The sequence below is a fragment of the Pantoea agglomerans NBRC 102470 genome (assembly GCF_001598475.1).
Taxonomy (GTDB): Bacteria; Pseudomonadota; Gammaproteobacteria; order Enterobacterales; family Enterobacteriaceae; genus Pantoea; species Pantoea agglomerans.
Map to the genome: position 1 here is coordinate 106,548 of NZ_BCZA01000002.1, position 14,568 is coordinate 121,115.

Consider the following 14,568-nt stretch of genomic DNA (forward strand, 5'->3'; position numbering starts at 1 on the left):
ACTTCGGTCGCCCTTTTTTTGATCCGCACAGGAAGGAATCGAACATGCAAGATAAACTGTTTTCTCTGCCGGTGGTCACGCAGATCTCCCCTTACCTCACCCAGCGCCAGATAGGTGAACTCCCCGCCATTGTTGTGAGTCACCCTAAAGTGCGGGCAGCCATTACGCTTCAGGGCGCGCACCTCATCGCCTGGCAACCCAGCGGCGAAAAGCCGGTACTCTGGCTGAGTGATAAGAGTCTCTTTGCACCGGGTAAGGCGATTCGTGGCGGCGTTCCGATCTGCTGGCCGTGGTTCGGCCCGGCGGGCGAACCGGCACACGGCTTTGCGCGGGTTCAGCCGTGGAAGCTCACGGCGCATGATGAAAATGAAGAGGGCGTCATGCTGACGCTGGTGCTGGAGAGCAACCCTCAGACGCTGAAGCTCTGGCCGCATGAATTCACCCTGATTGCCCGCTTCCGGCTGGGCCAGCATTGTGAGATTGAGCTGGAAGCCTATGGTGACTTTGAAGCGACTGCGGCTCTGCACAGCTACTTTACCGTCAGCGACATCAACGGTGTGGAAGTCTCGGGTCTGGGCAATAGCTATATCGACAAAGTCAACAACGGCGAGGTGGCCAGCAGCGACGGCAAACAGCGTTATCCAGGACGCATCGACCGTATCTTTACCGCAGCAGAAGATTGCTCAGTAATTAATGATACTGCGGGCGAGCGGCAGATCGAGGTGTACCACCATCATCATAGTGACGTTGTCACGTGGAATCCGGGTGTGGAACTCTCCTGCAGCATGACGGATATGGCGAATGAGGGCTATAAGACCATGGTCTGTGTGGAGACGGCGCGTATCAGCAAACCGTTACGCAGCGCGGGAGAGAAACCGGCACGACTGGCTACGACGTTCCGCCTCAAAAAGAAAGCCGCAGCCAGCGATAACGTTAACGGCTAAACAATATCCAGCGGTGACTTATGCTGTGGCGCTGGCCAGGCGCGATCGATGAGCTGCAAATCCTCATCGGTCAGTTTCACCTCCAGCGCCGCCGCATTTTCCTGAACGTGGGCCACTGAACTGGCTTTAGGAATGGCAATCACCCCTGGCTGACGAATCACCCAGGCCAGCAGTAATTGCGCCACGCTGATGCCCTTCTGCTGTGCAATCTGAGTCAGCTGCGGATCGGTGAAGAGTGAGTCACGTAGCCGTCCGGCCTGGGCCAGCGGACAGTAGGCCATGACCGGTACGCCACGCTGCTGACATGCCGGCAGCAGATCAAATTCAATGCCGCGTGAAGCCAGATGATAGAGCACCTGATTGGTCGCGCAGGCCTCGCCCTTCTCTTCATCCCACAGTTCGGCCATATCATCGGTGTCAAAATTCGATACGCCCCAGTGCCGAATTTTGCCCTGCTGCTGCAGGCGTTCCATGGCGCGCAGTGTCTCTTCCAGCGGAATATTGCCGCGCCAGTGCAACAGGTAGAGATCGAGATAATCGGTTTGCAGACGGCGCAGGCTGCGCTCACAGGCTGCAATGGCATCCACTTCGCCCGCATTCCACGGATAAACTTTGGAGACCAGCAGCGCCCGGTCGCGACGGCCCAGCAGTGCCTGTCCGACCACCTCTTCAGCTCCGCCATCTGCATACATTTCTGCAGTATCGATAAGCTGTAAGCCGTACTCAAGACCCGCCTGCAATGCAGCGACTTCATCAGCCCGCTGCGCCGGGTTTTCACCCATATACCAGGTGCCCTGACCGATCACCGGCAGATCGCTAAAACCGGCAAAGTTAATCGTGTTACGCATTCTGCTCTCCCGCCCCATTCTGAGGCCCTGTAAAAGAACAGAGGGCAATAAATGCCCTCTTTTGGTGCGTTGTCAGAAGGTATAGCTGACACCCGTCCAGATTAACGCCTGCCCGCTTTTATCAATCATCGGGCTGTCTTTGATTTCGCTGTCGAAACGGATATAACGCCCCATAACGCTGGCATTCCACTGCGGCGCAATCTGATAGCTGGCGCTCAGTTCCACATAAGGTGACCAGCTGTCATCCGGGTTGTAACGGCTGATGCCGGTACGGGCGCTTTCATGCCCGGATACCCCATAGTAATAACGGTTTTGATTGGCGCTGTTCCACGTGGCCCCGATGCCCGGCGTCAGGCTGAAGTCACCCATCTGGAAGCGATAGAGGTATGTCAGGTCCCAGATCATCCCGTTGCTGTTATTGAGCACATCACCCAGTAATGAGGTACGGACAATCCCCCAGTCAGCGGTGTGACGATAGGTTGCGCCACCCATCAGCGTCATGCGGCGTTTATCCAGCCCTTTCATGTCGCCCAGGTCGTTGTCGCTGGGTTTGTACTCCTGCGGTGACCCCAGCAGCGTCAGTGACAGCTGGTTCTGAGGATCTTTCCACAGGTAGTAGCCGCCCTGCAGGCTGCGGAACCAGAAGTCTTCACCCTCGTAATTGATAACCGGAAGCGGGATATACCGGTCCTGGCCGCCGCGATAAGGTGAATCGGCATAGATGACCGATGCGCCAATGGAAAGCGGTGCGGCATTCGCGTGCGTGGCCAGTAAATAACAGGGCAGAAGTGCAACAAGCGTCTTAAATTTGAATTGGTTCACAATTTATTCATTCCATAAATATAACAATCAAACAGGAAGTCTAACGTTTTTTCACGGCTGGATTAACTTATATCGAAATCCTTTAAGTGACTGATCGATGAAAGTGGCATTAAAGGTTAAAAACACGTTAAGTTAAAGCATCACCCATAAGAACGCATCTCACAACAGACCCGCTGTACAGTTGATCTTCCCCTCATTAACCCAAACCCGTGGAGGAAATTTCCTAGAAGCCATCTACAGTTAGAAGTAACAGCAGACATTTTGTACGAGCAGAGTAACCATAAAAGTTGTGTATCCCGATAAGAAAGATCAGGTTGGCATAAGGGTTGCTGTACTCAACAGAGAATATCTTCCGGGAGCTGCTATAAGCCTCTAATTACGCTCCTTACCTGTGCTAAAAACGAAAGGACGGGCATCGCTATGAATATATTCGATCACTATCGTCAGCGTTATGAAGCTGCCAAGGACGAAGAGTTCACACTGCAGGAATTTCTTGCCATCTGTAAGCAGGATCGCAGTGCATACGCCAACGCTGCAGAGCGACTGTTAATGGCTATCGGAGAGCCAGTAATGGTCGATACTGCTCAGGAGCCACGCCTTTCCAGAATATTCTCCAATCGTGTGATGGGACGCTATCCGGCGTTCGAGGAGTTTTACGGCATGGAGGAAGCGATTGAACAGATCGTCTCCTACCTGAAACATGCCGCTCAGGGACTGGAAGAGAAGAAACAGATCCTCTATTTACTGGGGCCGGTAGGTGGCGGTAAATCCTCACTGGCGGAACGGCTTAAGTCGCTGATGCAGCGGGTGCCCATCTATGTACTGAGCGCCGACGGGGAACGCAGCCCGGTTAATGACCACCCTCTCTGCCTGTTTAATCCGCAGGAAGATGCGCATATTCTCGAAAAAGAGTATGGCGTGCCGCGCCGTTATCTCGGCACGATTATGTCGCCGTGGGCCGCTAAGCGACTGCACGATTTTGGCGGCGATATCTCGCGTTTCAAAGTGGTGAAAGTCTGGCCGTCGATCCTGGAACAGCTGGCGATTGCCAAAACTGAACCGGGTGATGAGAACAACCAGGATATCTCCGCGCTGGTGGGTAAAGTGGATATCCGTAAACTGGAAAACCACGCGCAAAACGATCCTGATGCTTACGGTTACTCCGGCGCACTCTGCCGTGCCAACCAGGGGATCATGGAATTCGTTGAGATGTTCAAAGCGCCTATCAAGGTGCTGCATCCGTTACTGACGGCGACGCAGGAAGGTAACTACAATGGCACCGAGGGGATTTCGGCGCTGCCGTTTAACGGCATTATTCTGGCGCACTCCAACGAATCAGAGTGGGTGACGTTCCGTAATAACAAGAATAATGAGGCGTTCCTTGACCGTGTCTATATCGTCAAGGTGCCCTACTGCCTGCGGGTCTCTGAAGAGATCAAAATCTACGACAAGTTACTTAATCACAGTGAGCTGGCGACCTCGCCCTGCGCACCGGGTACGCTGGAAACCCTGGCACGCTTCTCTATCCTGTCACGTCTCAAGGATCCGGATAACTCCAGCATCTATTCCAAAATGCGGGTCTACGATGGTGAAAGCCTGAAAGATACCGACCCTAAGGCAAAGTCCTGGCAGGAGTATCATGATTACGCCGGTGTGGATGAGGGGATGAACGGCCTTTCAACCCGCTTTGCCTTTAAGATTCTGTCGCGGGTATTTAACTTTGACCACGCCGAAGTGGCGGCCAACCCGGTGCACCTGTTCTATGTACTGGAGCAGCAGATTGAGCGCGAACAGTTCCCACAGGATCAGGCTGAGAAATACCTTGAGCACCTCAAAGGCTATCTGATCCCCAAATATGCTGAGTTTATCGGCAAAGAGATTCAGACCGCCTATCTGGAGTCTTACTCTGAGTATGGTCAGAACATCTTTGACCGCTATGTGACCTATGCCGACTTCTGGATTCAGGATCAGGAGTATCGCGATCCCGATACCGGACAGCTGTTTGATCGTGAATCGCTCAACGCGGAACTGGAGAAAATCGAGAAGCCCGCTGGCATCAGTAACCCGAAAGATTTCCGTAATGAGATCGTCAACTTCGTGCTGCGCGCCAGGGCACACAATAACGGTCGCAACCCGAACTGGACCAGTTACGAGAAATTACGCACCGTGATCGAGAAGAAAATGTTCTCGAATACGGAAGAGTTGCTGCCGGTGATCTCGTTTAATACCAAGACCTCTACCGATGAGCAGAAAAAACATGATGATTTTGTCGATCGCATGATGGAAAAAGGCTATACCCGCAAACAGGTTCGCCTGCTGTGTGAATGGTATTTGCGTGTGCGTAAATCGTCCTGATAAGAGTCTGTAAGCTTGCCGGTAAGTGATACCGGTCTGACAAGGTCGGGTTCGCCCGGCCTGCTTACAATGTAGTTTGGGGGAATACCATGGCCTATTTCATCGATCGCCGACTCAACGGCAAAAACAAGAGCGCGGTAAACCGCCAGCGCTTCTTGCGCCGTTATAAGTCGCAAATTAAGCAGTCGATCTCCGAGGCCATCAATAAACGCTCGGTGACCGATGTAAGCAGCGGTGAGTCTGTCTCTATCCCGATTGACGACATCAATGAGCCAATTTTCCATCAGGGACGCGGCGGCAACCGCCATCGGGTCCATCCGGGCAACGACCATTTTGTGCAGAATGACCGGGTCGAGCGACCGCAGGGTGGCGGTGGCGGCGGCAGTGGCCAGGGTAATGCCAGTCAGGATGGTGAAGGTCAGGATGAGTTTGTCTTTCAGATATCGAAAGATGAGTACCTGGACCTGCTGTTTGAAGATCTCGCCCTGCCTAACCTGCGCCGGAACCAGCATCGCCAGTTGAATGAGTATAAGACCCACCGTGCCGGCTTCACCTCCAACGGTGTGCCTGCCAATATCAGCGTCGTACGTTCGCTGCAGAACTCGCTGGCGCGTCGTACGGCGATGACGGCGGGTAAACGCCGGATGCTGCACGAACTGGAAGAAACGCTGCTGGAGATTGAGAACTCTGAACCGGCTCAGCTTCTGGAGGAGGAGCGGCTGCGCAAAGAGATCGCCGAGTTGCGGGCGCGTATCGATCGGGTGCCTTTTATCGACACCTTCGACCTGCGCTACAAAAACTTTGAGAAACGGCCGGAGCCTTCCAGCCAGGCAGTGATGTTCTGTCTGATGGATGTATCCGGATCCATGGATCAGGCCACCAAGGATATGGCGAAACGCTTCTATATCCTGCTTTACCTGTTCCTGAGCCGCACCTACAAGAATGTCGATGTGGTTTATATTCGTCATCACACGCAGGCTAAAGAGGTGGATGAACAGGAGTTCTTCTACTCTCAGGAGACCGGTGGCACCATCGTTTCGAGTGCGCTGAAACTCATGGATGAGGTGGTGAAAGAGCGCTATGACCCGGCGCAGTGGAACATCTATGCTGCGCAGGCGTCGGATGGCGATAACTGGGCCGACGATTCACCGCTCTGTCACGAGATTCTGGCGAAGCATATTCTGCCGGTGGTGCGTTATTACAGTTATATCGAGATTACCCGCCGTGCGCATCAGACGCTGTGGCGCGAGTATGAGCATCTGCAGTCGACGTTCGATAACTTTGCTATCGAACACATTCGTGAGCCGGAAGATATCTACCCGGTGTTCCGATCGCTGTTCCATAAACAGGCAACGGAAGCCTGATGCACTAAGCCGGCTCATCGCCGGCTTTTTTTATCTTCCGAATAACCTGCTAAAACAGTCTGTTTTCTGCCGCTTGCCTGCCAACCCCCTCATTCTTCACATTAATCTGATTCCATATGCTGTTAAGCAATTCGTATAATGATCATTTTCACAATGACAACTCCTTGATAAAACATTATCTTTCAGAGATAGCATGGATATTTGTCACCAGTCGCTGCACCGCACTGTCATATCTCAGGAGATCGGGTTTGAACCACACTATTGTCTACAGTCTGTTTATCATCGGTTCCGTGCTGGTCGCATCGAGCATTCTGCTCAGCTCTTTCTCATCCAGACTGGGCATCCCCATTCTGGTGATCTTCCTTGCCCTGGGCATGCTGACCGGGGTTGATGGTATCGGCGGCATCGCCTTTGATAACTATCCGGCGGCTTACTTAATCTCAAACCTGGCGCTGGCGATTATCCTGCTGGATGGCGGCATGCGGACCAAAGCCAGCTCATTTAAAGTTGCCCTGGGGCCAGCGCTGTCGCTGGCAACCGTCGGGGTCATGATTACCGCAGGCTTAACCGGTGTGGTCGCCGCCTGGTTGTTTAACCTGGATATGATGCAGGGCTTCCTGATTGGCGCGATTATCGGCTCCACAGATGCCGCCGCCGTCTTCTCCCTGCTGGGTGACAAAGGCCTGAATGAGCGCGTCAGCTCCACGCTGGAGATTGAATCGGGCAGTAACGATCCGATGGCGGTGTTCCTGACCATTACGCTGATTGAAATGATCGAGCAGGGCCGCAGCGGCCTTGACTGGATGTTCCTGGTGCATCTGGTGCAGCAGTTTGGTCTGGGTATCGTGCTGGGTCTGGGCGGCGGCTGGGCGCTGCAGCAGCTGATTAACCGTATCAGTCTGGCCGGTGGGCTCTATCCGCTGCTGGCGTTGAGTGGCGGCATTCTGGTGTTCGCCCTGACCACAGTATTAGAGGGCAGCGGCATCCTGGCGGTCTATCTGTGCGGCTTTTTACTGGGCAACAGGCCGATTCGCAACCGTCACGGCATTCTGCAGACCTTTGACGGCATGGCGTGGCTGAGTCAGATTGGCATGTTCATCGTGCTGGGACTGCTGGTAACCCCGTCTGATTTGTGGCATATCGCAGTTCCGGCGATGATCCTCTCACTGTGGCTGATTCTGGTGGCGCGCCCACTGTCGGTGTTTATTGGTCTGCTGCCGTTTCGCAGTTTTACCACCCGCGAACGCGTCTTTATTAGCTGGGTCGGTTTACGCGGCGCGGTACCGATTATCCTTGCTGTCTTCCCGATGATGGCCGGATTAGAAAACGCGTCGCTCTATTTTAATATCGCCTTCTTTGTGGTGCTGGTCTCCCTGATGTTGCAGGGCACCTCGCTGGGCTTTGCAGCGAAAAAAGCCAAAGTGGTGGTGCCGCCTACCGCATCGCCTATCAGCCGTATCGGTCTGGATATCCACCCCGAAAATCCGTGGGAGCAGTTTGTCTACCAGCTCAGCGCTGACAAGTGGTGCATCGGTGCCGCACTGCGTGACCTGCAGATGCCGCGTGAGACCCGCATCGCCGCCCTGTTCCGTGACAATGTGCTGATGCATCCGAATGATGGGACGCGTCTCAGGGAGAACGACGTCATCTGCGTGATTGGCCGTGAGCGCGATCTGCCGGCGCTGGGTAAGATGTTCAGCCAGTCGCCGCCGGTTTCCCTCGACCAGCGTTTCTTTGGTGACTTTATTCTGGATGCTGAAGCTCGCCTGCGCGATATTGCGCAGATTTACGGACTGGAACTGGATGAGAACACCAACGATCAGCAGTCGCTGGGACAACTGGTGCTGAGTATGCTGGGCGGCGCGCCGGTGGTTGGCGATCAGGTTGAGTGGAATCAGCTGACGTGGACCGTCGCGGAGAAAGAGGATAACCGTATTGTGAAGATTGGTGTCCGTCCGGCTGAAGAGAAGGAATAATCCTAATCATTCAGCCACGTTATTTTCTGTCGATACGCTAAGCTTAAAAGTCTATGCCAGCAAAAACGGGAGAAATGAATGGGACACGTGGTTAAAATTGGTCGTTATGAGATTGTTGATGCCGATCTTGACAGTGAGAACCTCGACACCGTCAGCATCCCCTGTCACACCAATCCCGGCTTAATTACCCAACTTGATGGCTGGGATCGCGATACCAGCGTTCCGGCATGGATTGACGGAGAACCGGTGGATCTGCAGATTGGTCATTACGATAAACAGCAGGACCGCTGGATTTTAAAAAAACCTGCCTGAGTCCGTTATCACTACCGCCAGTCGTAAGATTTGGCGGTAATTCCTAAAAAGCGTCTTAAACAGTTTGGTTATAACCAACCCCCGCCTTATTTTATCCAGTAAAAACCAAAACTTAGCCATTTAAAACTTTAATCACTTTTGATGTTTTCAGATTTTTTCCGTATTAACTCTGTCAAATAACTCCTGCATACTCATTCTCAATGCTGCAACATTTCGTGAGTACTATCACGCTTTAGCCGTTATCTTTTTTGCAGCTGCACTGGCTTTACTGACTGCAACAGACTGAAAATTATTTTTTAATTTTTCAGAAGCCCACCCCTGAGCGCGTACATGATTCTGGTCAGGCCATCTTTTACTTGAGAAAGAGAGCAGGTTTTATGGCAAGTACATTGATAATGAATAGCCCGAGCCGCTCGTGGAGCGGCACGCGTAAAAATATCATCGTGAAATTCGCCCTGAGCTTTTCCGATCTGATTGCACTTAACCTCGCACTGTTTTTATCTGCCGCGACGATACAGGGTATTTGGGGCGAGCTGGATACCTTTATTCCACCTCATCAAATTGAATATCGTTTTGTGGCACAGTTTATTATGTCAGTCATGTGTACCGGATGGTTCTGGGTACGCCTGCGTCACTATACCTATCGCAAACCCTTCTGGTTTGAGCTGAAAGAGATCATTAAAACATTATTTGTTTTCTCGCTGCTCGACCTCGCGTTGATCGCCTTCTCTAAATGGGATTTCTCCCGCATGGTGTGGGTCTTCAGCTGGACATATGCCCTGCTGCTGCTGCCGCTGATGCGTGCTCTGGTTAAACGCGCCATTCACAAGGCGGGTCAGTGGCAGAAAGAGACCATCATTATTGGCTCCGGCAGAAACGCCACCGAAGCTTACGCGGCGCTGCAGAGTGAAGAGATTCTGGGCTACAACGTACAGGCCTTTATCTCGGTCGATGATGTTCCGGCTCAACAGAGCGTGAATGGCGTGCCGGTGATCACCTGGAAAGATATTAACTGGCAGACCATTGACCGTGACAACGTGCAGTTTATTGTGGCTATGGAGTATGAGCAGCAGCCGATGCGCGATCGCTGGCTGAAATTCCTGTCGAAGATGAACTGCCGTTCAGTTTCAGTGATCCCGACGCTGCGCGGCGTGCCACTTTACGGCACCGACATGTCCTTTATCTTCAGCCATGAAGTGATGATTCTGCGCGTCAGCAACAACCTGGCGAAACACTCCTCCCGTTTCATGAAGCGCGCCTTTGATATCGTGGTGGCGTCGATGCTGCTGCTGTTTCTCGGCCCAATCTTCGCCCTGCTCTGCTATATGGTGAAACGTGATGGTGGCAATGCCATTTATGGTCACGAGCGTGTGGGCCAGAATGGCAAAAAATTCAAATGTCTGAAATTCCGTTCCATGGTGACCAATTCCAAAGAGGTGCTGGAGAAATTACTGGCAACCAGCGAAGAGGCACGAATTGAGTGGGACAAAGATTTCAAACTGAAGAATGACCCGCGCGTGACCCGGATTGGTAGTTTCCTGCGTAAAACCAGCCTCGACGAGTTGCCGCAGCTGTGGAACGTGATTCGTGGCGAGATGAGCCTGGTTGGTCCGCGTCCGGTGATTGAAGCTGAGCTGGAGCGTTATGCCGGTGATGTCGACTACTACCTGATGGCCAAGCCGGGTATGACCGGTCTGTGGCAGGTCAGCGGACGTAACGATATCGACTATGATACCCGCGTCTATTTTGACTCCTGGTATGTCAAAAACTGGGCGCTCTGGACCGATATTGCGATCCTGTTCAAAACCGCAGGCGTGGTGTTACGCCGCGACGGCGCTTACTAATCAGACCTCTGCGATGCCTGTTTACAGCAGGCATCGCACTTTCCGCACGACTTCCTCTATCTTTTTTGCCGCTGAATCATTACCCTCTGCGATCGTTTTTAAACAGAACGCTTACCCTCTGGTTGTTATGCAAAAATTTACTCTGCTGTTATTAAGCCTGGTGCTGCTGGCACCCTTAGGCATCGATCTCTATTTGCCCACGCTGCCACAAATCGCAGAAGGGCTGGATACGCCGGTTAATCTGGTGCAGACCACCATTCCACTGTTTCTGCTGGTCATGGGGCTGGGACAACTGGTGACCGGCCCGCTGGTGGATAACTATGGCCGTAAGCCGATTGCCCTGCTGGGCCTGGCGCTTTACATCACGGGGAGTGCCATCGCCGCCACCGCCACCTCATTCCCGCTATTCGTCCTTGCCCGCCTGGTGCAGGGCTGTGGCGTCTGCTGCAGCGCGGTCGTGGCCTTTAGCGGCGTGCGTGACCGCCTGAGCGGTGATGATGCCGCCCGTGCGTATGGCTTCCTGAATGGTGCATTAAACATCGTTCCGGCCCTGGCTCCGCTGCTGGGCGGTTTGCTGGCCAGCGCCTTTGACTGGCGCGCACCCTTCTGGTTTCTCTGCGCCTACGGCGTGCTGATTACGCTGCTGGTGATTATCTGGCTGCCAGAAACGCGCCCGGCGGATACCCTGCGGGTGAAAGGATTACCGATTAAACAGTATGCCGCGATCCTGCGTCAGCCGCGCTTTCTGGCGTTCGCGTTCGCAAACGCTGGTGCGCTGGGCATGGTGCTGACCTACGTGTCGCTGGCACCGCAGGTATTAATGACCGAAGGCGGGCTGACGCCAATCCAGTTCTCTTTTGCTTTTGGCGCCAACGGTTTCTGGATCATGTTTGTCAGCATGTTCGTGAATAAAGCGATTCGCAAAGCGGGTCGCCCTTTCTGCCTGGCGATGGGATTCTTCACTATGCTGCTGGGCGCGGTGCTGCTGGTAGCGGGGATGCAGATCTTCCCGGCGGAGATGCAGACGCACTGGGCGCTTTACATGTTCCCGGTGGCCGTTTCAGTTGCCGGGCTGGCTTTTACGGTGGGACCGGCCACCAGCTATGCGCTGGAGCCCTATCAGCAACAGGCGGGCGTGGCGTCCGCCTTGCAGGGATTCATTCAGATGGCCGGTGGCGCGTCAGGCAGCCTGGTCATTGTGGCGCTGCCGGTGGCGGAGAAGCTGTCGCTGAGTCTGATGATGCTGCTGGGTGCAGCGCTGGCCTTTATCGCCTGGCGCTGCAGCAGAAAGATGCGCGGCAGCCTGACCGCGCTTAAATAACGGTTACCGGAACGCGGGGTGCCAGCGCACACATCAGCTCGTACCCTACCGTTCCGGCCGCTTTTGCCACCTGATCGATTTTCACCTGCTCACCCCACAGCTCCACGGCTGAGCCAATACCGGCCTGGGGACAGGGGGTCAAGTCGACGGTGATCATATCCATCGAAACCGCACCAACCACCTGAGTCATCACGCCATCGACACAGACGGGCGTACCCGTCGGGGCATGCCGTGGATAGCCATCCGCGTAGCCACAGGCCACCACGCCAATTCGCTGCGCTGCACTGGCGTGATAGCGGTAGCCGTAACCCACGCCATCGCCCGCCTGTAGCTGCTGGACCGCAATAATCTCACTGCTTAAGGTCATCACCGGCTTCAGGCCACTGCCTGCAATGTCCTGCCAGTCACCGCTGGGTGACGCGCCATACAGAATGATGCCGGGACGGACCCAGTCAAAGTGCGCTTCAGGATGCCACAGGGTGCAGGCGGAGTTGGAGAGCGATCGCGGACAGTTCAGCCCCTCAGCCGCCTGCTCTACGCGCTGCAGTGGCGCAATCAGACCCTGCGGATTTTCCGCATCGGCAAAATGGGCCATCAGCGTCATCTCACCTACCGTACTGAGCGCCCGCAGCTTTTGCCATGCACCGTTGACCTGTTCCGGGCGAAAACCCAGCCGGTTCATCCCGCTGTTCATTTTAAGATAGATATCAACCGGTGCTGCAAGTCTGGCACTGGCCAGCGCGTTGATTTGCCAGTTACTGTGTACGCTGGTGGTGAGACGATAACGGTCAATCAGCTGCAGATCCTCTGGCTGGAAGAAACCTTCCAGCAGCAGAATCGGCTTTTTCCAGCCCTGTTCGCGCAGCTGGATCGCCTCTTCCATATTAAGAAGCGCGAAGCCGTCAGTGGCAGATAACGCCTCGCGCACGCGATCAATGCCATGGCCATAAGCATTAGCTTTCACCACTGACCAGACGCGGGAGGCGGGTGCCGCCTGGCGAACAACAGTCAGGTTATGACGTAACGCCTGCTGGTTGATGGTAGCGACAATCGGACGTGACATCCTCTCTCTCCCTGAATACTTAACGAGTTGCGTTGGCGTTACGCAGCGGCGATGAGGTCGCCGCGAAACCGGGTAAGTAGCGGAACACCGCTAAGTCATCCGCCGCAATGGCCGGCTTTTTACCGGAGATGAGATCGGCCAGCAACTGACCAGAACCACACGCCATCGTCCAGCCCAGCGTACCGTGACCGGTATTGAGCCAGAGATTAGAGATGGGTGTGGCACCCACAATCGGCGTACCGTCTGGCGTCATCGGACGCAGACCGGTCCAGAAACTCGCCTGCGCGAGATGACCGCCTTCAGGATAGAGATCACTGACCACCATCTCCAGCGTTTCCCGCCGCGCTTCGGTGAGTTTGGTGTTAAAACCAACAATTTCCGCCATCCCGCCGACACGAATACGATCGTCAAACCGCGTCACCGCCACTTTGTAGGTCTCATCCAGGATAGTTGAAACCGGTGCGGCATCAGGATTTTTAATCGGAATAGTGAGTGAATAGCCTTTCAGCGGATAGACCGGAATATCGATGACATTTTTTAACAGCGCGGTCGAGTAGGAACCAAACGCCACCACATAGCTGTCCGCCTTGATGATCTCATCACCGCACTTCACGCCATAGATGCGATCGCCATCGCGCAGCAGGTGGTCGACCGGAGTATTAAAGCGGAAGACCACGCCCGCCTCTTCGGCCATTTTTGCCAGCCGCTGAGTAAAGAGCTGACAGTCGCCGGTTTCATCATTGGGCAGGCGTAATCCGCCGGTGAGTTTATGCTGGGTTGCCGCCAGTGCCGGTTCAGCGCGAGACAGTTCATGCGCCTGCAGCAGCTCATAGGGCACGCCCGCGTCGCGCAGCACCGCAATATCTTTGCTGGCGCTGTCGAACTGCTGCTGGGTACGGAACAGTTGCAGCGTCCCGCCCTGACGGCCCTCATAGGCGATGCCGGTTTCACTGCGCAACGCTTTCAGACAGTCACGGCTATATTCAGCAATCCGCACCATGCGGCTTTTGTTCTGCTGATAGTGATTGATGTCGCAGTTGCGCAGCATGTGCCACATCCACTCCAGCTGAAAACTACTGCCATCCAGCCGGATAGCCAGCGGCGCGTGGCGCTGAAACATCCACTTCACCGCTTTCAATGGCACGCCGGGCGCTGCCCAGGGTGCGGCATAACCCGGAGAGATCTGACCGGCATTCCCTGCACTGGTCTCCATCGCTGCGGCGGGCTGACGATCAATGACCGTCACCTGATGTCCGGCACGCGCCAGATACCAGGCACTCGCCACCCCGACCACACCACTTCCAAGAATTACAACGTGCATAGCTCCCCCACCCGACCTGTAAAAGCATAATTCACTGTTCAACTGATGATAGTCAGCGGATTTACATAGCGGACACCACCACAGAATTTCACCATCCATTTCACATCTTTTTTACTTTTCAGGTAACTAAAATCTTGTCGCACGGCCAATTTCAGCGCTTTATGCGTCTTAATCCTTAAATACAGAAATAAATGACAACGAAGGCAGTTAAATCTGCCTGTTGCAGGAGATTCATTCAACCCCATACATTCCGCTTATAAACAGGATTAGATTCCGCAATTTATAATAAGAACAGTATGAAAGGCTGTTAAATTCTCTGCCGCACCGCTCTTAATGATTTTGTGCCAAAGAATTCGTTTGAGTTCGCATTTCGGATAAGCGACAGTGGGCTATCATTG

11 protein-coding genes are annotated in these 14,568 nt (G+C 54.1%); 7 read left to right on the forward strand and 4 right to left on the reverse strand.

Annotated features, from left to right (window positions below; genetic code table 11):
* Positions 1–44 precede the first annotated feature (44 nt).
* The gene (locus PAG01S_RS04105) at positions 45–944 is read left to right on the forward strand and encodes a D-hexose-6-phosphate mutarotase (protein ID WP_062757780.1); all 900 of its coding nucleotides are present in this window, start codon (positions 45–47) and stop codon (positions 942–944) included.
* On the opposite strand, the gene PAG01S_RS04110 is transcribed toward PAG01S_RS04105, so the two are convergent.
* Positions 941–1,792, reverse strand: a complete 852-nt coding sequence (locus PAG01S_RS04110) for an aldo/keto reductase (protein ID WP_062757782.1) — start codon at positions 1,790–1,792, stop codon at positions 941–943. The genes PAG01S_RS04105 and PAG01S_RS04110 overlap by 4 nt on opposite strands.
* Positions 1,793–1,864: 72 nt before the next feature.
* Complete coding sequence (locus PAG01S_RS04115) at positions 1,865–2,614, reverse strand: MipA/OmpV family protein (protein WP_010260609.1); 750 nt, start codon at positions 2,612–2,614, stop codon at positions 1,865–1,867.
* 420 nt (positions 2,615–3,034) lie between these two features.
* On the opposite strand from PAG01S_RS04115, the gene yeaG reads away from it, so the two are divergent.
* From yeaG to PAG01S_RS04145, 6 genes are all read left to right on the forward strand, one after another.
* Positions 3,035–4,969: a protein kinase YeaG gene (gene yeaG / locus PAG01S_RS04120; RefSeq protein WP_010260606.1), complete on the forward strand. Its 1,935-nt coding sequence runs from the start codon at positions 3,035–3,037 to the stop codon at positions 4,967–4,969.
* An 89-nt stretch (positions 4,970–5,058) separates the two neighbouring features.
* Positions 5,059–6,333, forward strand: a complete 1,275-nt coding sequence (locus tag PAG01S_RS04125) for a YeaH/YhbH family protein (protein ID WP_061901390.1) — start codon at positions 5,059–5,061, stop codon at positions 6,331–6,333.
* 248 nt (positions 6,334–6,581) lie between these two features.
* Entirely contained in the window at positions 6,582–8,309 is a 1,728-nt protein-coding gene (locus PAG01S_RS04130; protein WP_010670274.1) for a potassium/proton antiporter, read from the forward strand.
* Between the two features lie 78 nt (positions 8,310–8,387).
* Positions 8,388–8,621 (forward strand): DUF1480 family protein, encoded by a 234-nt coding sequence (locus tag PAG01S_RS04135; RefSeq protein WP_010260598.1) that lies wholly within the window; start codon positions 8,388–8,390, stop codon positions 8,619–8,621.
* A 377-nt stretch (positions 8,622–8,998) separates the two neighbouring features.
* Positions 8,999–10,465, forward strand: a complete 1,467-nt coding sequence (gene wbaP, locus PAG01S_RS04140) for an undecaprenyl-phosphate galactose phosphotransferase WbaP (RefSeq protein WP_029519111.1) — start codon at positions 8,999–9,001, stop codon at positions 10,463–10,465.
* A 127-nt stretch (positions 10,466–10,592) separates the two neighbouring features.
* Positions 10,593–11,786, forward strand: a complete 1,194-nt coding sequence (locus tag PAG01S_RS04145) for a multidrug effflux MFS transporter (RefSeq protein WP_010260592.1) — start codon at positions 10,593–10,595, stop codon at positions 11,784–11,786.
* On the opposite strand, the gene dadX is transcribed toward PAG01S_RS04145, so the two are convergent.
* Complete coding sequence (gene dadX, locus PAG01S_RS04150; protein ID WP_010670275.1) at positions 11,779–12,849, reverse strand: catabolic alanine racemase DadX; 1,071 nt, start codon at positions 12,847–12,849, stop codon at positions 11,779–11,781. The genes PAG01S_RS04145 and dadX overlap by 8 nt on opposite strands.
* 19 nt (positions 12,850–12,868) lie before the next feature.
* Positions 12,869–14,170 (reverse strand): D-amino acid dehydrogenase, encoded by a 1,302-nt coding sequence (locus PAG01S_RS04155; protein ID WP_062757784.1) that lies wholly within the window; start codon positions 14,168–14,170, stop codon positions 12,869–12,871.
* Positions 14,171–14,568 lie beyond the last annotated feature (398 nt).